The organism is Parasphingorhabdus sp. SCSIO 66989 (assembly GCF_032852305.1).
GTDB lineage: Bacteria > Pseudomonadota > Alphaproteobacteria > Sphingomonadales > Sphingomonadaceae > Alterisphingorhabdus > Alterisphingorhabdus coralli.
Genome location: NZ_CP136594.1, coordinates 2,925,545 through 2,946,917 on the forward strand (window position 1 = coordinate 2,925,545; position 21,373 = coordinate 2,946,917).

13 protein-coding genes and 1 tRNA gene are annotated in these 21,373 nt (G+C 57.9%); 6 read left to right on the forward strand and 8 right to left on the reverse strand.

Annotated features, from left to right (window positions below; translation table 11 throughout):
* Positions 1 to 50: 50 nt before the first annotated feature.
* From RB602_RS13665 to RB602_RS13675, 3 genes are all read left to right on the forward strand, one after another.
* Positions 51 to 3,257 carry an efflux RND transporter permease subunit gene (locus tag RB602_RS13665; RefSeq protein WP_317081274.1) on the forward strand — a complete coding sequence of 1,069 codons (3,207 nt, stop codon included), beginning with the start codon at positions 51 to 53 and terminating at the stop codon, positions 3,255 to 3,257.
* A 65-nt stretch (positions 3,258 to 3,322) separates the two neighbouring features.
* Complete coding sequence (locus RB602_RS13670; RefSeq protein WP_317084561.1) at positions 3,323 to 4,549, forward strand: DUF445 domain-containing protein; 1,227 nt, start codon at positions 3,323 to 3,325, stop codon at positions 4,547 to 4,549.
* 80 nt (positions 4,550 to 4,629) lie between these two features.
* Positions 4,630 to 5,340, forward strand: a complete 711-nt coding sequence (locus tag RB602_RS13675) for a CPBP family intramembrane glutamic endopeptidase (protein ID WP_317081276.1) — start codon at positions 4,630 to 4,632, stop codon at positions 5,338 to 5,340.
* 40 nt (positions 5,341 to 5,380) lie between these two features.
* On the opposite strand, the gene RB602_RS13680 is transcribed toward RB602_RS13675, so the two are convergent.
* From RB602_RS13680 to RB602_RS13690, 3 genes are all read right to left on the reverse strand, one after another.
* Complete coding sequence (locus RB602_RS13680; RefSeq protein ID WP_317081277.1) at positions 5,381 to 5,605, reverse strand: hypothetical protein; 225 nt, start codon at positions 5,603 to 5,605, stop codon at positions 5,381 to 5,383.
* Positions 5,606 to 5,777: 172 nt separating this feature from the next.
* Positions 5,778 to 10,463: an NAD-glutamate dehydrogenase domain-containing protein gene (locus RB602_RS13685; RefSeq protein WP_317081279.1), complete on the reverse strand. Its 4,686-nt coding sequence runs from the start codon at positions 10,461 to 10,463 to the stop codon at positions 5,778 to 5,780.
* A gap of 168 nt (positions 10,464 to 10,631) precedes the next feature.
* Complete coding sequence (locus tag RB602_RS13690) at positions 10,632 to 12,152, reverse strand: PAS domain-containing protein (protein ID WP_406568376.1); 1,521 nt, start codon at positions 12,150 to 12,152, stop codon at positions 10,632 to 10,634.
* A 190-nt stretch (positions 12,153 to 12,342) separates the two neighbouring features.
* On the opposite strand from RB602_RS13690, the gene RB602_RS13695 reads away from it, so the two are divergent.
* Positions 12,343 to 12,418 (forward strand) — tRNA-Thr (locus RB602_RS13695).
* 56 nt (positions 12,419 to 12,474) lie between these two features.
* Here RB602_RS13695 and RB602_RS13700 read toward each other — a convergent pair.
* Positions 12,475 to 14,214: an acyl-CoA dehydrogenase family protein gene (locus RB602_RS13700; protein WP_317081280.1), complete on the reverse strand. Its 1,740-nt coding sequence runs from the start codon at positions 14,212 to 14,214 to the stop codon at positions 12,475 to 12,477.
* A gap of 54 nt (positions 14,215 to 14,268) precedes the next feature.
* On the opposite strand from RB602_RS13700, the gene RB602_RS13705 reads away from it, so the two are divergent.
* Together RB602_RS13705 and aqpZ are read left to right on the forward strand one after the other, a co-directional pair.
* Entirely contained in the window at positions 14,269 to 15,234 is a 966-nt protein-coding gene (locus tag RB602_RS13705; protein WP_317081282.1) for an L-threonylcarbamoyladenylate synthase, read from the forward strand.
* A gap of 293 nt (positions 15,235 to 15,527) precedes the next feature.
* The gene (gene aqpZ / locus RB602_RS13710; RefSeq protein WP_317081284.1) at positions 15,528 to 16,217 is read left to right on the forward strand and encodes an aquaporin Z; all 690 of its coding nucleotides are present in this window, start codon (positions 15,528 to 15,530) and stop codon (positions 16,215 to 16,217) included.
* An 80-nt stretch (positions 16,218 to 16,297) separates the two neighbouring features.
* Here aqpZ and RB602_RS13715 read toward each other — a convergent pair whose 3' ends face one another.
* The 4 genes from RB602_RS13715 to RB602_RS13730 all read right to left on the reverse strand — a co-directional run bounded on the left by RB602_RS13715 (position 16,298) and on the right by RB602_RS13730 (position 21,334).
* Entirely contained in the window at positions 16,298 to 16,630 is a 333-nt protein-coding gene (locus tag RB602_RS13715) for a hypothetical protein (RefSeq protein WP_317081286.1), read from the reverse strand.
* A 75-nt stretch (positions 16,631 to 16,705) separates the two neighbouring features.
* Positions 16,706 to 17,572 (reverse strand): UTP--glucose-1-phosphate uridylyltransferase GalU, encoded by an 867-nt coding sequence (gene galU, locus RB602_RS13720; RefSeq protein ID WP_317081288.1) that lies wholly within the window; start codon positions 17,570 to 17,572, stop codon positions 16,706 to 16,708.
* Positions 17,573 to 17,641: 69 nt separating this feature from the next.
* Positions 17,642 to 18,175: a peptide-methionine (S)-S-oxide reductase MsrA gene (msrA, locus tag RB602_RS13725; RefSeq protein WP_317081290.1), complete on the reverse strand. Its 534-nt coding sequence runs from the start codon at positions 18,173 to 18,175 to the stop codon at positions 17,642 to 17,644.
* A 75-nt stretch (positions 18,176 to 18,250) separates the two neighbouring features.
* Positions 18,251 to 21,334: an efflux RND transporter permease subunit gene (locus RB602_RS13730; protein WP_317081292.1), complete on the reverse strand. Its 3,084-nt coding sequence runs from the start codon at positions 21,332 to 21,334 to the stop codon at positions 18,251 to 18,253.
* Positions 21,335 to 21,373: the final 39 nt, after the last annotated feature.

Genomic DNA, 21,373 nt, shown 5'->3' on the forward strand with positions numbered 1-21,373 from the left:
GTTGGGCAGCGCAGCAATGCCACGGCTAACCAGTTGATTGGGACAGGACAATGAATTTTCGTAACATCTCCGCATGGTCCATCCGCAACCCGGTGATCCCGCTGGTATTCTTCACCATGTTGCTGCTGGCTGGAATGCTCAGCTTTGCGCGCATGGACGTTGTCAACAACCCCGATGTTGAGTTTCCTGCGGTCAATGTCACCATAACCCAACCCGGTGCCGCACCAACAGAGATTGAAAACCAGATTACGCAACGGGTGGAGTCAACCGTGCGCTCGATCAGCGGCGTGCGACAGATCACCTCTACGGCCAGCGAGAGCGTTTCCAACACCAGTGTCGAATTTGTCGTAGGCACCGACCCCAATGATGCGGTGTCAGAGGTCAAAAACGCGGTGGACTCGATCAGGGGAAGTCTGCCTGATGGCATTCAGGAGCCGTTTGTCAGCAAGATCGAGATCGCCGGCGGTTTTCTCGGCATCTTCGCGGTTGAAGCCGATGATATGACCATCGAACAGCTGAGCTGGTTTGTCGATGACACTGTTTCAAAGCGGCTGCTCAAGATTAACGGCATGGCCGAAGTGGACCGCTTTGGTGGCGTAGATCGCGAGATTCAGGTGATCGTCGATCCAGCCAAGATGCAGTCGCTCGGCGTGACCGCCAGCCAGATCAACAATGTGCTGCGCCAGGTCAATCTCAATGCTGCTGGCGGGCGGGTCGAAGTCGGCGGCGCCGAGCAATCGGTGCGCGTGCTAGGCAACTCCAAGGACGCCTATGAGCTGTCACAGACTCAGATCAGCCTGCTCAATGGAACGACCATCAAGCTCTCCGATGTCGCCACCGTCCGTGACGGCTTTGCCGAACGAACATCGATCAGCAAGGTGAAGGACAAGGAGGTCGTCAATTTCTCCATGTCGCGCGCCAAAGGCGCGTCCGATGTGTCGACCTATGAAGAGGCACTGGAAGAAATAGCCAAGATTGAGGCGGAAAACCCGGGTATCAAATTCATCAAGCTGTTCAACACCGTCAAATATACGCAAGATCAATATGAAAGCTCTATCGCCGCTATGGTTGAAGGCGCGATATTGGCGGTTGTTGTTGTCTTCTTCTTCCTTCGTGACTGGCGCGCGACCATTATCTCCGCTGTTGCGATCCCGCTGTCTGCCATTCCGACTTTCTGGTTTATGGATTTGCTCGACTTCAATCTTAACCAGCTTTCACTGCTGGCTTTGGGCTTGGTCGCCGGCGTGCTTGTCGATGACGCGATTGTGGAGATCGAGAATATCGTACGCCATATGCGGATGGGCAAATCGGCCTATCAAGCCTCTATCGACGCGGCGGATGAAATCGGCCTGGCAGTTGTTGCCACCTCTTTCTGTATCGTCGCTGTGTTCCTTCCGGTTGGCCTGATGCCAGGCATTTCCGGGCAGTTCTTCAAAAACTTCGGTATTACCGTAGTTGTCTCGGTACTGATGTCGCTGGCGGTTGCGCGCATGATAACGCCGCTTATGGCGGCTTATTTCCTTAAGGCAAAGGGCCATGCCGAACATGGCGAAGGTCCATTGATGGACCGCTATATGGGAATTTTGCGCTGGACCCTCGACAACAGCGCTGCGCAGCGCTTCAAGGCTGCCGGTGACCCTGATGCCGGTTGGTTTGCGCGACTGCCACGTCGCATCGGGGCTCGCTTTCTTGACCATCGCATGTGGATGATGGGCCTCGGTGTCTTGGCATTTCTCCTTACGCTTGTGCTTTTCGCCGTCACGCCGCAACAGTTCCAACCGACCACCAACTCTGACAACAGTCAGATCACTATTAGTGTGGTACCGGGAACCACTCTTCAACAGAAAGAACAGATTGTCGATTCGGTAGCGGAGCTGATGTATGAGCAACCGGAAGTCGAAATGGCGCTGAAACGCGTCCGTTCCGGTAGCGAAAGCAGCATCTTCATTACGCTGAAAAAAGATCGTGAAAAAACTTCGATTGAATGGGAGCGCAATCTTGCACCGGTACTCGCCAAGATTCCCGATGCGCGCGTTCGCTTCCAGTCGCAATCAGGCGGTTTTGGCAGCGGCCGTGATATCACCGTGCTGCTTTCGGGCTCTGACCCGGATGTGCTGCAAAAAGCGGCAGCCGATCTGGTCGAGCAGATGAAAGGGCTCGATACCCTCGTCGCTCCCCGTGTTGAGGGCGATATGAGGCGCCCGGAAATCATCATCGAGCCAAGAACCGAATTGGCAGCGGAACTGGGTATCACCACCGCAGCGCTCAGCCAGACAATCCGCATCGCAACACTGGGTGAGATCGAGCAGAATATTGCCCAATTCTCATTGTCCGACAGGCAAATTCCCATTCGTGTGATGCTGCCGCAGTCTTCACGACAGGACCTTTCAACAATCGAGAATCTGCCCGTGCCGACTGCTACAGGCGGCTCGGTTCCACTTAGCCGTGTCGCCGATATCAGCTATGGCGCGGGCCCCACGTCCATCCAGCGCTTCAATCAGAGCCGCCGTGTCCTGATCGGAGCCGATCTGGCCAAGGGGATTGTGACCGGAACGGCGCAGCAACAGATCGACAATTTGCCGGTTATGAAGAATCTGCCGACCGGTGTCAGCACTGCACCAGTAGGGGATGCGGAATGGCAGCAGGAGCTGGCAGAAAACTTCATCATCGCGCTGGTGTCTGGCGTGTTTCTGGTGTTTGCCGTTCTGGTGCTGCTCTACAAACGCCTGATGTCGCCACTCGTGAATATGTGCTCGCTCGCGCTGGCACCGCTAGGTGGCATCTTCCTAGTCTGGGCCGTTGGCCAGCCACTTTCCATGCCTGTGATGATCGGGGTGTTGATGTTGCTCGGCATTGTGTCGAAAAACTCGATCCTGCTGATCGACTTTGCGATTGAGGAAATGGCGACGGGCACCGACAAATTCGCCGCCATTGTCGAGGCAGGACATAAGCGTGCGCAGCCTATCGTGATGACCACCGTCGCGATGACCGCCGGTATGGTTCCCACTGCCCTGTCGCTATCCGGCGATGGCGCCTGGCGCGCGCCTATGGGTACGGTGGTGATTGGCGGCCTGATCATGTCGACGCTGCTCACGCTGCTGATCGTTCCTGCTGGCTTCAGCCTCGCCGACGGGGTTGAGAAGCGCATGGGCCCATGGCTACGGCGCAAATTGCTGACCTATAATCCGGGTGATGCCAAGCCTGCCAGAACAGGGGATGACAGCAGCGGCTCACCGGGTATACAACCCGCCGAGTGACGTCAGTTAGCAATACCGGCTTCTCCGGGGGGCAAGTTCCGGCACAGGAGGATCGCGCGCGGCGAATGCGTATCGTCGCGACATCTTTGCTATTGCTGATGGCGCTGGTGTTTATCGGTGCCCTGCAACTGGAAGCGCAGCATCCGGCATGGGGCTATGTCGTCGCTTTTTCAGAGGCGGCCTTGGTCGGCGGTCTTGCCGACTGGTTTGCCGTTACTGCGCTGTTCCGTCATCCGCTCGGCCTGCCGATCCCGCACACCGCGATCATCCCCAATAACAAGGACCGCATCGCCACCACCATGGCCGGGTTTCTGCGCAGTAACTTTCTGATTCCCAAGGTGATGGCGCGGCGTATGCGCAATATGAATGTCGCGGCGGCGGCCGGGCGTTTTCTTATTCGTGAGCATGAGGGTGATGCTGTTGGCGAGAGCGCGATGCGGTTGGGGCTCTCCAGCCTGTTCGCCGATGTGATGGAGTCGCTGGACAATGACAAGCTCGGCGGCATCGTCAAAAGCGCTCTACGCCAGCAACTGACGACGCTGCAGATCGCGCCGCTGCTTGGTCAGATATTGAAAGCCTCGATCGCCGATGGCCGTCATCGCCCGCTGATCGACAGCTTCATCCTCTGGGGCGCCCGTACATTAGAGGCCAATGAGCATCTGATCCGCGATATGGTGCATGAAAAGGCCAACACGATCATGCGCTGGACCGGGCTGGATGACCGGCTCGCCAATGGTGTTGTCGATGGTCTCTATAAGCTGCTCACAGAGGTCGCCGATGATCCTGAGCACCCCTTACGCGAAAAGGTCGAAGAAGGCCTAGCGACGCTGGCCGATGACCTGATCAACGACCCGAAAATGCACCAGCGCGTTGCCGATATCAAAGCCGAGGTTATCTCCAATCCCGCTATGGGCCGCTGGATCGACGGCCTGTGGGAGCGCGGTCGCACCGCCCTGCTCACCGCCGCACGCGACCCTGATCGTTCGCTCTCTGGCCAGTTCAGCCAGAGCCTCGAACAGGTCGGCGACGCCCTGATGCAAGAAGGCGAGTTGCAGATACAGGTCAACCGCTTCGCCCGCCGCACCTTGGTCGGCGTCGCCACCCGTTATGGCGACCAGATTGTCCGCCTCATATCGGAAACCGTACGCGGCTGGGACACGCGCACCCTGACCGCGCGGGTAGAAGGGGCGGTAGGTCGCGATCTGCAGTTTATCCGCATCAACGGCACGCTGGTTGGCGGCCTGGTTGGCCTGACCATTCACGGGATATTGCAACTGGCAAAGTCTTTTTAGGCAAACCGACACAACGACTTGCACAGACAAATCAGGTGTATTAGTAATACAATACACCTGATTTGTGAAAGGGCCTCATCTTGCCTGCAGAAATACAGCCACTCGAAACACCACAGCAAAAAACCGGCCGATGGCATCTCGGCGCACTGGGTGACTTGCTCATCGTGATGGCGGTGCTGGTTGGAGTGAAGCAGTCGCTCTTGCCTTTCACCTATCTCTATGCCGGCCCCGCCTCGACAACCAGCGCGATGATCGTCGCCACCTATTTGCTATGGCGTCGCGGTTCAAGCTGGAAGGCGTTGGGTTTCAAATGGCCGGAAAGCTGGTGGAAAATCGCCGCTTTAACGCTTCTATCCATGGTCGCATTTGTTGCGGCCACCGGGTCCATGCAGTTTGTTGCCGACCACTTCTTTGAAAAAGTCGGCACAAGCGGTCGCTTTGATCATGTCGAAGGCAATTTATGGGCCTATATAGGGATCATGGCCTTGGTCTGGACGCATGGCTCATTCTTCGAGGAGCTGCTTTTCAGAGCCTTTATCATTGACCGATCAAGCAGCTTTTTGGGCGGTGGGCTAAGGGCGGACCTTATCGCCGTGCTGTTCTCTTCCGTCTTCTTTGGCTATCGGCACTATTATTATCAGGGCATTTATGGTGCGCTCGTTACCGGAGCAGCAGGCCTGGCATTCGCCCTGATCTATATCTGGGTTGGCCGCAAAAACATCCTGCCGCTGATCTTCGCCCATGGCGCTATTAACTCGCTGGCGCAGACATTGCGCTATTTGGGGAATTAGCCAGCAGGATCAGCACTGGGCTGCCTGGCCAGAAGAACTGCTAGGCAAAGCTGGCCTGGCCTTCCTGAATGCCCTCGGTCTCGCCAGACTGGGACGCTGGAGCAGTGGCACCATCCGCCTCTTTGGGTGACATGGAGTAGATAATGGCAAAAGTCATGCGCAGCACTCCAGCGGCGGTTACCCCGGTGCTTTGATGGCCGGTGGGGCCGGCTGCATAGATGATGATTGCCGTGACAAAACCCAGCAATGCAATCAGCAACTTCATTATTGCTTCTCCGCGAATTACGGAGAAACACCTATGTGCCTAACCAACTGGCCCTGTGACATGCCGCATAGGTCATGCCGTTTTAGGGTGGATTTACAGATTGTTACTCAAAATATCCCAGAGATACTGAGTTTTATATCAAGCAACACAGCGTGAAGAGCCAAAGGACTGTCTATCCGCGCTGGAGCAGCATCCGCGCCTGATTGGCGATCTGCGCCAGCATCGAGACGCTGGGCGGGACCGAGAGTTGGGCGCGTTTTACCAAGCGACGGAATTGGGTAATGCGATCAGCATTGGCCGCGATCCAGCCCTGTGCATGCGCAACCGGATCATCGGCCTCAGCAAGAAAATCGCGGCGCATCTGCTGAAAATCGCGGGCCATGCCGGAGACCAGCAACCGCTCCCATGGGTCGGTCGGACTCATCCGCGCTGCGGTCATCTGCACCCAGTCGAGTGCCAGGGCAGATCCAAGATCAGAAAAGGCGCGGGTGACGATATCGGGCGCGATTCCCGATTGCAGCGAAAGCTGGGCGAGGCCAACTGCACCATCCATCTTGAACAACCATGCAATCAGCGCTGCCATTTCTTTCGGCGCGCCGTCGCTGCATAGCGATTCTTCGAGCTCATGGTGCTGGCTGCGTGACTCAGCGCTGAGCAACTCGTCCACCTTGTCAGACAGCTTGGCCACTGGCGCGGCGAATTGCTCGACGATCGTACCCGGCAATGTTGTTGCACTGGTCTGGCGGATAATATCCGCCATTTGCGAGCGCAGCGCCAAGGCCGCGCGATCAAACAGCATCAACCGCACCTGCTCATCCATCGGGGCTTTATCCAGCTTCTCCCAGAGGCTGGTCATATCGAACAGCCGTTCCGCCGCGACAAAGGCGATGGCGACATGGCCGAGCGAACAGCCTTCTTCTTCCGCCAGGGCCATCGGATGGATAATGCCCAATCGGTTGATAATGCGATTGGCCAGCTTGGTGGCAATCAACTCTTTACGCAGCTGGTGCCCTGTGATCTGGTCGGCAAAATCCTGCTGCATCGCCTCTGGGAAGGCAGCCAGCAGTTCGGGCTCCATTGAAGGATCATCGGCAATCGGGCTGGCTTCAATCGCGTCCTGCAGGCTGAGCTTGGCGGTCGACAACAGCACCGCCAGTTCAGGCCGGGTCAGGCCTTGATCATCGGCGATACGGCGTTTCAGCGTATCATTATCGGCAATGCCCTCAACCTCGCGGTCGAGCCGTCCCATTTCCTCGAACGACTCAATCAACCGGATATAGGACGGCAGCGTATCGGCACCGCCGCTCTCGGCAATGGACAGGCCGAGCGCCTGAAAACGATTATCCGCCAGTACCAGATCGGCGACTGCATCGGTCATACTTTCCAGCAGGCTGTTGCGGTCGTCGGTGGACAGCGCTCCGGCGCGCACCGCCTGTCCCAGTGCAATCTTGATGTTGACCTCATTGTCCGAGCAATCAACGCCGGCGCTATTGTCGATAAAGTCGGTATTGACCCGACCACCATCGAGCGAAAAGGCGATACGACCCGCCTGGGTAATGCCGAGATTGGCGCCCTCGCCTATCACCTTGCAGCGCAGATCTTCAGCATTGACGCGAAGGACATCATTGGCGGGGTCACCTACGTCGAGATTATTCTCATGCGCCGCCTTGATATAGGTGCCGATACCACCAAACCATAGCAGATCAGCCTCGGACTTGAGAATGGCGGTGATCAACGCATCCGGTTCAATCTCATCCTGCTCCAGACCCAGGAGCGTCTGTATCTCGGGTGTCAGCGTCAGCGATTTTTGTGAACGCGAGAACACTGCACCGCCCTTGGAAATCAGTTTGGCATCATAGTCCTCCCAGCTCGAACGCGGCAGATCAAACAGTCGCTTGCGCTCTACCCAGCTTTTCGCCGGGATGGGGTCAGGATCGATAAAGATATTGCGATGGTCAAAGGCGGCGACCAGCTTGATCGCCTTGGAGAGCAGCATGCCGTTGCCGAAGACATCGCCCGACATATCGCCGCAGCCGATGACATTGACCGGCTGGCTCTGCACATCCACGCCCATTTCCAGGAAGTGACGCTGCACCGAGACCCAGGCACCACGTGCGGTGATACCCATGGCCTTATGGTCATAGCCTTGGCTGCCGCCGCTGGCGAAGGCATCACCCAGCCAGAAACCGGCCTCTTCGGCAATACCATTGGCGGTGTCGGAGAAGGTCGCCGTGCCTTTGTCGGCGGCGACCACGAAATAGGGGTCCACACCATCACGGACATGCACGCCGTCAGGATGGACCACTTCGCCATCGACAATATTGTCGGTGATCGAGAGCAGCGAGCGGATAAATTTCTTATACGCCTCTTTGCCCGCCGCGGCCCAGGCATCGCGATCACGCGCCGGATCGGGGAGCGATTTGGCGAAAAAGCCGCCTTTGGCACCGGTCGGCACAATCACCGCGTTCTTGACGCGCTGCGCTTTCATCAGGCCGAGAATCTCGGTACGGAAGTCATCGCGCCGGTCAGACCAACGCAGGCCGCCACGTGCCACGGCACCGGCACGCAAATGCACACCTTCAACGCTCGGCGCATAGACGAAAATCTCGCGCCAGGGCAGCGGCTTGGGAAGACCCGGCACTTTGGCGCTTTCAATCTTGAACGCCAGAACCGCATTGTTGCCCGACGCAAAAGCATTGGTGCGCAAGATTGCGAGGATCAGGTCACGAAGCAGACGCAGAAGGCGGTCATCATCAATAGCCGACACCTGCGTCAGCCCGCTACGGATAGACCGCTGCGCCAGTTCCTCAGCCTTTTCACGGTCCTTGTCGAAAGTCGGGTCATGCCGGGCGCGGAACAGCACCATCAGTGCGCTGGTCACCTGCGGCGCATCGCGCAGCGCATCGACAAAGGTGCCAAGACCATAAGGCATACCGGTCTGACGCAAATAACGGAACCATGCGCGCAGCAGAATCACATCATCTGCGGTCAGGCCATTGATCGTGATCAGCTGATTAAAGCCATCATCCTCGGCGCGGCCATCAAGCACATTGGCGATAGCGTCTTCGAGCAGCTTCGCGCGCTCCAATATCGTCTCGGGTTTAACCATGCCCTGCGCTACCAGCGTGAAATCATGGATATAGCCAAGCTCACCATCGGCCAGCGGCGTTGGCACCTCTTCGGCCACATCAAAACCGAAATGCTCCAGCACTGGGACCGCTTCGGACAGCGCAATGGACCCGCGCACATTGTAGAGCTTTAGATGCAGACCGTTAGTCGCATCATCGGACACCGCATAAAGCCGTGCCGACCGGCGATTATCATCGTCCAGCGCATGGAGCCGCAAGATATCGGTCGCCGCTTCCTGCGCGCCGCATTCCATGCGGTAACTTGCGGGAAAGGCCTCGGCATAGCGGCTTGCCAAGGCGGCAGCGCGGCTTTCATCGCCCAATTCACCCAGAGCATTTTCCACCTCGGGCAGCCAACCACGCACCATATCCTTCAACTGCGCATCCAGTTTCGCGCCATCAGGGACACGACCATTGTCACGCAGATCAAGCACATAGCGAAGCATTGCCACCTGGCCGTCTTCCAACGAGATGGTCCAACTCAGCGTCTTGGCATTGGCAGCTTCGGTGAGCATCTTCTCAATCGCGATCCGGCGACCAGTCGAAACCTCATCACGCGGCAGCCAGACAAAGGCGAACAAATGCCGTTCAAGCGAGGATTCAATCGTAATCAGCTTGGGCCGGGGCCGATCCGCCAGCGACATAAAGGTCAGCGCCGCGCGCTCAATGTCTTCTGTCTTGAAAGCGATCAATAGGTCATGCGGCAGTGAGGTCAGCGCATGCGCCAGCGCCTTGCCGGCATGTCCCGACGAATCAAAGCCGAACTTGTCATTGATTGTCTTGAGATGCGCGCGCAGCAGCGGCACCTTGTCCGGCGCGGTGACCAAAGCGGCGCTGGTCCAGATGCCGCAATGCACCGAAAGGCCGGTGATCTTGCCATCTGCGCGCAGCGGCAGGATGACCAAGTCCATCGGCACCCGGCGATGCACGGTGGAGAGCCGGTTGGATTTGACGATCAGCGGCACCGAACCGCCATTCTCAAACCATTGCACCGCTTTGCGATAATTGGCCTCGGCGAGTACAGGCTCGGATGATACGCGAACAAAGCCTTTGGCATCACGAATGCTACTGTCCAGATCCCAGATATGATGCGCCAACTGGGTCATATTGCGATCAATAAACCAGCGCAGCAGCGCAGCCCCCTCAGGATCGGCAATATTCTCCGCATCGGCGGACATGGCATGTTGCAGCAAAGGCCAGTCCTGCACCGTTGCGCGAACGTCGGCCAACATTTGCTCGACTGCGCTGTGCAGTTGCTTGCGCACCTTGGCATCGGCGCGCTGCATCTCGATATAGACAATCGATTCTTGCCGTTCGCCCGACGCGTCGCGTGACATGATCTCGGTCAGATTGCCCTCATCATCACGGCGCACCGACAGTACCGGGTGAATGATGCGGTGAATATCGAGACCTGCCGCGCTCACCTCATTGGCAATAGAGTCGACCAGGAACGGCATGTCGCGGTTGATCACCGCCATGCGCATTGTCCGTCGGCCATCGCCACTAGCATCGGTGTCGATAGCAATAGCTGGCTTGGCACGCTCCCGATGCATCATTGTAGTCAGCGCAAACTGCGCCGCCTCGCGTGAAGCGTCATCGTTGAACCCGTCATTCTCGCCGGGCAAAGCGCCTTGCGAAAAAGCCTCCTGCAAAGCGCCTAGAAGGGCATCATTTTGCGGTTGGTCAGTCGAAGTGGAAAGGGAAGCATCGTCAGAGATGGCATGGGACATGGGGAGAAAGCCTCGGGCGGTCTGAAGTGGTCCTAAAACGCCCTATGCGCCTTTTCTCCCAGCACCTCAAGCACCGAAAAGGTCCACGAAACAAAGTAACACTATTTCAGTATTTTACCGCACTAATCAGGTGCAGCATTGACCGCAATTGATATGGTCTTGCAGTGTTCAACCCGCGACCTTGCGCACCACATGATCGGTCACCTTATCGTCGGCCAATGCGGCGACAATAACTATCCTGCCAGCAGCATTGCGCCGCGCTACCAGAACCGCAAATTCGCTTTCTCCCGGATCGACGGAATCAAGCGGCAATTCAGGAGCTTCGCGCAAGCTGGAATAGGCAGAGGCCAGCGCCTGTTCGGGGTCGGTGCCGACAGCCGCAACGGGCCGACGCTGACGCCGCTCGGCACGCACCACGCCTTTCAGGCCGCCATCATAGCTTTTGAGATACTCAGGAAGCGCGCCCAGCGAAAGTTGCTGACGATGCGCATGGCTAAGTGCCGTCGCATATTCCGTAAGCCGTGTTTTGTCATAATCCGCGCCGAACACCAGCTTGACTATGGGCGTCATCGGGGCGCGATCCTGTTGGATTATGCCGGCATTATCGAGAATCACCGCCAGCGCATTCGGTTCGCGCGCGGCCACCAGCGATACATCATAGGCGCGGCCAATGGCCCGATAAAGCGCGGCACGGCTGCGATTCTCGGATTGCAGTGCTTTCAGCGCCAGATTGCGCGCATCATCAAGCCAGTCTTCCAATCCCGCATCGGCATCAGGCGCGGCGGGCTCGTTATCCGCAGGCACAAACTCATCAGCTTCGCTTTCCTGATCCACGGTCAACCCGAAATCGACAGCCTCGGTATGCAAGAGTTCAGCAGACGCTGTCACCGAAAAGGCAAGAGAATCGCGGCGGATAGGGATTGATCCCATGGACGCGGCGGGCGTTTCAATATCGGCTTTAGCCTTATGCGCAACCGGATGGCCAAAAGCGACATCGGGTAAATCTATCGAGCTGTGAGCTGTTTCATCCTCATCGGGCCAGATTGGGGTATCAAAACCTACATCAGCATTGGCATCCAGCACCTGCTCAACTTCCAGCATCAGCGCGTCAGTGCTGGCCTGATCGGCCACCGTTTTCCAATTTATCACGCCAAGGACGAAATCAATGCTGTCATCATCCGAGGAGAATGGCAGCAATATGCCACGATACAGCACCGTCACATCACGTTGATTGACAAACTCCGCCTCAAAGCCAATCGGCGCCTGATTGGCGAGAATTTCCATATAATGGTCGGTAATGCGCGAGAGCAGTGAACGCCCGGGAATATCGGCAACATAGCCTATATCGTCGGCAACGCCGGATTCCTCGGCGACGGCTGTCCCGATATGCGAGATTGCGGGATTATCGATTCCCGAAGTAAAGTCGAGCAGGACGCTGTTCGGTGCGAAATCATCCAGCCGGTCAAGATCAAGGTCATCGATAGACGGAAAGGAACGATCACCCAGCAGCATTACCCAATGATTATAGGCGCGCACATGCATCCGGCGCTCATCATTGCCGAATCGGTGTGCCGGTTCCATCACCGCGTCATCATCTCCGTCACCCGCAATATCGCCGTGCGGTTTCGTCGCGACATCATAGTCCGCGCCGTCCTCATCGGGTCGATCAAATCCGTGGTGATTGTCCATAACTGCCCCACTGCATATGCTCGGTCGGTCCCCTTTTCGCGCAATAGAGTAAATCCTGAGTTAACGCAGATGCATATCTGCGCGGAAAGCGTATTGCGAGAGCCAGAAAGACGCGAGGGACTTGCGCACAAAGACAGGTGCTGGTAACGGCCTCGCCCAGCATCCAGACATGTCTGGCAGCAACCGGTTAGCCGCTTTAGCTCAGTTGGTAGAGCACATCATTCGTAATGATGGGGTCACGTGTTCGAGTCACGTAAGCGGCACCATTTGCAATTTAAGCGTTTTCCCGCCTTGCATTACACCCACATTGCCGGTGCACATACTATGCAGCCAGTTCTTCCGCGCTTAGTGCGTAAAGCAAGTCTGCACCACCCATGGCTGACGCCTTCAGGCCCAGCGCTTCGGGGACCATATGGTCGCAATAATAGCGGGTAGTGACCAGCTTGGCCTTTAGGAACGCGCTGTCGCCCTCTCCGGCGTCGAGACGCTCCTGCGCCACGCGGTGTTGCTTCGCCATCAGCGCGCCCGATGTTGCCACCGCCATCATCGTCATAAAGGCATAGCTGCCCGCCAGCCGTTCATCGACCGACGCACCCAGCATCCAGTTGGTAACCTCCTGGCACGCCGCGACCAGCTCGGCGACGTGCGCCTCATTGCCCGCAATATCGCGTAGTTCGTCGAGAAACTCCTTCATCGCCTCGCCGCCACGCATGGCCAGTTTGCGGCCAACTAGATCGGCGGCCTGAATGCCATTGGTGCCTTCATAGATCGGCATGATGCGGGCATCGCGATAATGCTGCGCGGCACCGGTTTCCTCGACAAAGCCCATGCCGCCGTGAATCTGCACACCGAGTGACGCGATCTCTATGCCGAGATCGGTGCCATAGCCCTTGGCCAGCGGGGTGAGGATATCGACCTTTTCCTGCGCGCCGTCCATTCCGAGCGTTGCGCGATCAACCTGCCCCGCGGCAAAATAGAGCAAAGCCCGCGCCGCTTCGGTGCCTGCCTTCATCCGCAGCAACATGCGGCGGACATCGGGATGCTCGACAATCGCTACCGGGTCACGGCTGTCGCCACCGGCGCGTGCCGATTGCACCCGCTCTTGCGCATAGTAAAGCGCCTGTTGCGTTGCGCGCTCGGCAATCTCGACGCCCTGCAGCCCGACATTGAGCCGGGCATTGTTCATCATGGTGAACATCGCGCGGATGCCGCCAAATTCGCCACCGATCAGCTCGCCAATGCACTCGCCGCGCTCGCCATATTGCAGCACACAGGTGGGCGAGGCATGGATGCCGAGCTTGTGCTCGATCGAGACGGTTTCGATATCCTGCTCCTTGCCCGGCGTGCCATCGTCATTAAGCTGATATTTCGGCACCAGAAACAGCGAGATACCTTTGGTCCCCGGAGGCGCATCGGGAGTGCGCGCCAGAACCAGATGGATGATATTGTCGGCCATGTCATGATCGCCAAAGGTGATATAAATCTTCTGGCCCTTGATCTGATATTTGCCATCTCCCAGCGGCGTCGCGGTGGTACGCAGCGCGCCGACATCGCTGCCCGCCTGTGGTTCGGTGAGGTTCATCGTGCCCGGCCATTCGCCGGAGATCAGCTTGGGCAGATAGCGTTCCTTCTGCTCCTCACTGCCATGGTGTTCGAGCGCCTCAATCGCGCCGACCGAGAGCATGGGGCACAGGGTAAAGGCCATATTCGCCGCGCCGAGCGAGTCCAGCGAGACCGTCGCCAGCGCAAAGGGCAGGCCCTGCCCGCCATGATCGGGCGTGGCGCACAGGCTGTTCCACCCGGCCTCGACATAGCCCTTATAGGCTTGCTTGAAGCCTTCAGGCATAACCACCCGGCCATCGACCAGCTTGGCACCGACTTCATCGCCTACGCGATTGAGCGGCGCAAATTCGCCCTCGGCAAATTGGCCGACGCCTTCAACAATGGCTTGCACCAGATCGGCGTCTGCCTCGGCAAAACGGTCATGGTTCGCCAGTTCGGCAATATTGGTGGCGGTCTCCAGCGCGAAAAGCTGGTCCTTGGTCGGCGCGGTGAAAGTCATCGGTTGAGATTATCCCGTAGAATCATTGAAAGTTCGGGGCTATGGCGGCCCGTGATGGTGGAAACTAGTGCAGATAAACCGGAAATCCTAGCCTTTAGTGACGATGCGATTGCCCGTGTTGTCGAGGCTTTACAAGCGGATCAACCGGTCGCCCTGCCGACCGAGACGGTCTATGGCCTGGCCGCCAATGCCGCATCCGCGGATGCCGTAGCGGCGATCTATCGCGCCAAGGGACGGCCCGATTTCAATCCGCTGATCGTGCATGTGCCGGATGTCTCTGCCGCGCGAACCATTACGCACTTCAATGCCATGGCGGAAACGCTTGCCAAGGCCTTTTGGCCCGGCCCGCTGACGATGGTTTTGCCACTCAGCGATAATGGGCGCGCCAAGATTACACCAGCCGTAACAGCGGGACTGGATACCATTGCCCTACGCTGCCCCGCGCATCGGGCGATGCAGACGATATTGCATGGTTCCAGCCTGCTGCTGGCCGCCCCTTCGGCCAATCGCAGCGGCGCGATCAGCCCAACCGCAGCCGCGCATGTTGCCACCAGTTTGCAGGACCGGATCGATTTGGTGCTTGATGATGGCCCATGCAGCGCGGGTGTGGAATCCACCATTGTTGGGGTGACAGGTGATGGCTGGCGCATATTGCGGCCCGGCCCGATAGCGGCGCAGGTGATAATTGATCTACTGGGCATCGAGCCGATTATAGCGAGCGATGACAAACACATCACCGCACCGGGTCAAATGGCCAGTCATTATGCGCCCACCAAGCCTTTGCAACTGGCGACAACCGTATCCACAGCGGACCAATGGCTGATCGGATTTGGAGAGATTGCAGGCGACGACACCCTGTCCGCCAGAGGTGATTTGGCCGAAGCGGCAGCGCGTTTATATGCCGCGTTGCACCGAGCCGATGCCAGTGATCGAAAGCGCATTGGCATTGCGCCAATACCCGATAGCGGAATCGGGACCGCTATCAATGATCGCCTGCGCCGCGCAGCATCAAAGCACTGATATTTTGATATAATTAGAGCACCGCCCATAGCGTTGCCGAGACGCTGAACGGCTTGTTACATTTGTTTACCTCAGGCAAGTTGGGATGCTGCTATAGCGAGCGCGAGCAACAGTTCGTCTGTCTTAGGGTCGCTCTCTAACGGGGGCAGAGAGGCAGGCGAATGGGGCGGTTCGGGGGCCATATCCCTCATATGGTCCCCGAACATGCGTCCGCCAATCTTTGCTTGGATAGATCATCCATCCTGTCTAACGCATATCGCAACATTCTGGCTGCAAAAGGGGTAGATTGAACCATGACTCAACGTGCACTTGCGGAATTACTCGGAACATTCTGGTTGGTATTTGGCGGCTGTGGCAGCGCCATTTTGGCAGCCGCTTTTCCCGATGTGGGCATTGGCCTGCTCGGCGTATCCTTTGCCTTCGGCCTTACTGTTCTGACCATGGCCTATGCCATTGGCCATATCTCCGGTTGCCACCTCAATCCAGCGGTTACGCTGGGTCTGGTTGCTGGCGGGCGGTTCCCGATGAAGGAAGCGCCGGTCTATATTATCGCACAAGTCATCGGGGCTATTCTCGCCGCCGCTGCCCTATTCTCCATCGCCAATGGTGCCGAAGGCTTTAGCGGTGGGCTTGCCACCAACGGTTTTGGCGAGCATTCGCCCGGCGGCTATAATATGATGGCCGGTCTGATCGCCGAGGTGATCCTGACTGCCTTCTTCCTGATGATCATCATGGGTGCCACAGATGGGCGCGCACCGGCAGGCTTTGCACCTATTGCCATTGGCCTAGGCCTCACGCTGATCCACCTGATCAGCATTCCGGTTACCAACACCTCGGTTAACCCCGCGCGCAGCACCGGTCCGGCGCTGCTCGAAGGTGGTATTGCACTGCAGCAGCTCTGGCTGTTCTGGGTCGCGCCAATTGTCGGCGGCGTGCTCGGCGCGATTGCCTATCGCGTTATCGGCGGCAGCGACGACAGCTAAGACCAGGAACCGATCCACGAACAAAAAAGGGGCGGGGAGTTACTCCCCGCCCTTTCTTGTATCTGTCTGGACTCAAGTGACTATCGCGGCTCGCTCAATATACGCTGAATTTCGTTATTCACTGCGGGCAGTTCATCACAGGCGTCATCATCGCCATCAGCGCAGTCTTCTTGCAGCTTGTCGCGTTCGCGCGAGAGTTTGCCGAGCCTTTCCTCACGCTCCCGCATAGCTCGGCCCCGCTTCTCATCTGCCTCTGACTGGCTTTCGGTAACAGCATCGACACCCGCCCCAACTGCCTTGACCGGCAGGGTGACAACACCCACAGCCGTATCGGCGACGGCCTTGGCGAGGCAGCCGGAGAGCATCATCGCAGCAAGCGGCGCAATGATCAGGCCGGATGGAATTTTGACCACAATATTACTCCTTTTGCCTCGCCTGATATCAAGCGAGAGATGGCTATTGGCTGAACTGCCCGGGCAGGGTGCAAGCTATTCTTCAAGCAGAGCCTTTGCCATTGCCCGCACTTCCTCGGCCATATCAGGACGCTCCAGCGCCAACGCCAAATTGGCTTCGATATAGCCTGTCTTCGAGCCACAATCATAGCGCCTGCCATCAAAGGTTACCGCATGGAAAGGCTGATTGCCGATCATCTGGGCCATCGCATCGGTTAGCTGAATTTCGCCGCCAGCCCCGGCTTCCTGGTGTTCCAAGGTGCGCATGACTTCGGGTTGCAGGATATAGCGCCCCGACACGATGAGATTGGACGGAGCATCTTCGCGCTTGGGTTTTTCGACCAGCCCTGTCACCTCGGTCAGATTGCCTTCAGCCTTACCCGGTGCAATCACACCATAGCTGGAGACCTTCTCTTCGGGCACTTCCAGCACACTGACGAGATTGCCGCCGGTGCCCTGATAGGCGTCAACCATCTGCTTCATGCAGCCGGGTGAGCCATGCATGAACTCATCCGGCAGGAATACGGCAAAAGGCTCATCGCCGACAATATCACGCGCGCACCAAACCGCATGGCCCAGCCCCAACGGCTCCTGCTGGCGGACATAGGCACAGTTACCGGGGCCCAGCCGGGTCGGCTCCAGCACCGACAGATCCTTGCCACGCTCGGTCATGGTGTTTTCCAGCTCGAAGGCGATATCAAAATGATCCTCAATCGCGCTTTTGCCGCGACCGGTGACAAAGATCATCTGCTCGATACCGGCCTCAACCGCTTCATCTACGGCATATTGGATAAGCGGGCGATCGACCACAGGCAGCATCTCTTTGGGGATGGCCTTGGTCGCAGGCAGAAAACGTGTGCCAAGACCGGCGACGGGAAATACCGCCTTGCGAATGGGCTTCATGAAAGACCTCTTATAATTGCATTGGTCTCATGGCTAACCGGTAGCGCCTGCCTCTGCAAGTTTAGCGGCCTATGACTTTACCCGATTGGCAAAACTCTTTCGCAGCTTTTGCAGCTTGGGCGGGATAGTGGCGAGGCAATAGGGGTTACGCTGGCCCTCGCCTTCCCAATATTCCTGATGATAGTCCTCGGCAGAATACCAGGTGCTGGGCTCCTCAATTGTGGTGACAATCGGCTGCGGCCAATCCGATGCCGCGCGCGTCTTGCCTGCCTCGGCTTCTGCACGCTGCGCATCGTCCAGCGGGAACAGCGCCGAGCGATATTGGGTGCCGACATCATTGCCCTGACGATTGAGCTGCGTCGGATCATGGGTGGCGAAGAAGATATCCAGCACTTCGCCATAGCTGATCACATCATCGTCAAAAGTAACGCGGATCGCCTCGGCATGGCCGGTGCGGCCTGAACAGACCTGACGATAGGTCGGGTTTTCGGTCTCACCGCCAATATAGCCACTCTCGACCTTGCTGACCCCGATGACATCATTGAACACCGCCTCGGTGCACCAGAAACATCCGCCTGCCAATATCGCTGTCTGTTCGCTCATAATGATTATCCTGTGCTGTGTTAGCACTCTAGATAGGATTACCGGCAAGTCCGCTCAAGCAATCATTGACCGCTGCTAGGCCGGAGCCGCCTCGCTCTTGGTATCGCCACTATCATCGGTATCCCCGGCATGGCGGGCGATCAGCAGGTACATTACCGGCGTGATGATCCGCGACAGCACGGTGGACGAAATAAGCCCGCCGATAATCACCCAGGCAAGCGGGCCGTAGAGCGAGCCACCGGCAATCGCCAATGGGCTGAGCCCGCCTACAGCGGTGACCGATGTCAACAATACCGGCAGGAAGCGCACTTCACCCGCGCGCTCAATCGCCTCGCGCAAAGGCATCCCCTGATCACGCAGCTGGGCGGTGAAATCGACCAGCAGGATCGAGTTTTTAATCTCGATACCCACCAGCGCGACAAAGCCGATGATCGCCATATAGGAGAGCGAATTGCCGGTAAGCAGCAAGGCAATCAGACCGCCAAAAGTGCCGAGCGGGATCACCCCGGCGACCACGATAGTCTCGCGGAAACGGCCAAATTCGGCGACCAGAACCGCAAAGATACCGAAAAGGGCAATGACGATGATCGGTCCGAAGCCGGAAAAGGTATTGCCAATCGCCTCGGTCTCGCCACCGACCAAGATGCGATAACCTTGGGCGAAGTCCACCTCCTTCTCGATCCGCTGCAGCGCATCACGGGTGACGTTGGTGACCAACACATCGGGCTCGACATTGGCGGTGACAGTAACGGTACGCTCCTGCTGATAGCGCGCAATCTGTGGCGGCACCGCCTCCAGCTTGGGGCTGGATATCTGGGTCAGCGGCACCGGATCGCCGGTTCGGGTCGCGACATAAACAGTGTCGAGTGCAGAAACCGGCTGGTTATTCGCCAGCGGCAAGCGCACTGTCACCGGATAGCTGTCTCCCTCACTGTCACGGAAGGTCGCCGCCTGCTCACCACGCAACGCCAGACGCAGGGCGCGCCTTGGCTCTCCCACCGGGATATTGAGCAGCGCCGCCTTGCGCTCATCCAATCCCAAATTTAGGTCGATGCGATTGGTGCTGACCGGATTGATGACATCGCGCGCGCCCGGCGTATTGCGCAATATCTGCTCAATCTCTCCGGCATATTCGCGCAGCGTCTCCAGATCATCGCCGACAATTCTGAGCTCAATCGGAGCGGCAACCGGCGCGCCATTCTGGAACAGCTCGACATTGATGCGCGCACCGGGGATGGCGTCAAATTGCTCACGCAAACGGGCAATCATGTCGGGGCTGGTCTTGGGGTTCCATTCATCCAGCACCACCAGCGTCTCGCCATAATTGGTGCGCTGGCGATTGGAGAACACATTGTAGAAGACCTGGGGATTATCGGCACCGACATTCTCGGCGCGCGCGATAATCGATTCTTCCTTGGCCAGGATGGTGTTGATCTGCTTGGTGATCCGGTCGGTACGGTCGAGGCTGCTGCCTTCTTCCGACTCCACCGTCACCAGAAAATAGCTGGTGTCGGCATAGGGAAACAGGCTGAAACCGATTACCGGGATCAACCCGAAAGCCGAGATACACAGCGCCATCGCGCCCCAGAATGTCATCCGCGGATTATCCAGCGCGCGGTGCAATATCGGGTTATAGAAGCGCTCAATCTGATGCGTCAGCCAGCGCAGCAGTGCATTGCCTTCCGGATCCTCATTGCGCGACAATATGCGGCTGGCGAGAAACGGAATGATGGTGAGCGAGACCACCAGCGACGCCGCTACGGTGTATATGATCGCAAAGATGAAGGAGCGGGTAAACTCCCCCGCCCCCTCAGGCAGAAACAGCAAGGGCGCAAAGGCGAAGATCAGCACCCCTGTGGATCCCAACACGGCGGGCGTAATCTCCTTGGTGGCATCGATCGCGGCGATACTTCGTCGCTTGCCCATGCGCAAATGGCGGGCGATATTCTCGGTCACCACAATCGAGTCATCGACCAGCAGACCGAGCGCGACAATAAAGCCGGCAATGGTCAACTGGCTGAGATTATAGCCCGAGGCATCAATCGCCAACAGGCCCGACGCCAGCGATAGCGGGATCGAGATCATCACAATCACCGATGCGCGCCAGCCAAGCGGCAACAGGGTGAAGATCACCAGGGTCACCGCGATGGTGAAGTCGCGGGTCAACTCGCTCAGCCGCTTTTCAATATCGCGGCTCTGGTCGAATATCTGTTCCAGCTTCATATCCGGCGGCAGGAACTGTTTCTGCTGGTCAAGCTCGGCGATAATCTGCTCGCGCAGGCGGATCACATCGACGCCATCCTTTTGTCGGATGGTAACAAACACGCTGCGCTTGCCGTTGAACCGGGCGCGATAGAGCTGCTCGCTATTGCCCCAATAGACCTCGGCGACATCATCCACCGTCAACGTTGCGCCATTGGCGGCGCGGACCGGTAATTGGCGGATAGTATCAAGATCGCGAAACGCGCCGCCTGCCTCGACATTGAAGCGCCGTTCACCGCTCTGCACCGCGCCGGGCGGCAATTCCGCACCCCCGGCGCGCAGCGCATCGGCAACGGCTGTTGGCGTGATGCTGAGCTCGGCCAACCGGCCGGGCTCAATCGCCACTTCGACTTCCGGCTGGGGCAGGCCATCAATATCCACCCCCCTGATGCCGGGATAGCGCACCAACGCGTCCTGCAGATCACCGGCATATTTCTCCATCCGCCGCCAGCTTGCGGTATCGCTCATCAATGCCAGTTGCAGCACCGCGGATTCGGTGGTGCGCACCTTGCGATAGTCGAGGCTCAGCAACCCCTCAGGCAACTGATCGCGGATCGCGCCGACCTCGCGCACCACATCATCAAAATATTTGTCAGCGTCACCACCCCAGTCAAACTGGGCGCGGATGACCGATTGCCCATCATAGCTGGTCGAGTTGATTTCATCGATATCATCCAGACCCTGCAGCACCTCCTCAATTGGCTTGGCAACCGTCTCTTCCAGATCAGCTGCATCGGCGCCGGGTTGAGCGGCGACAATGGTGACGACCGGAATGGGAAAATGCGGATCGACCGAGCGGGTGATGGTGAGCAGCGAGCTGACACCCAGCGCCGCCAGCAACAGAAACATCACCAGCGACAATTGCCAGCGGCCAATGGTGAAGGCGGCAGGACTCATGCGGCGAGCCTAATCACGGCTATGCTCATGCGGTGGCAC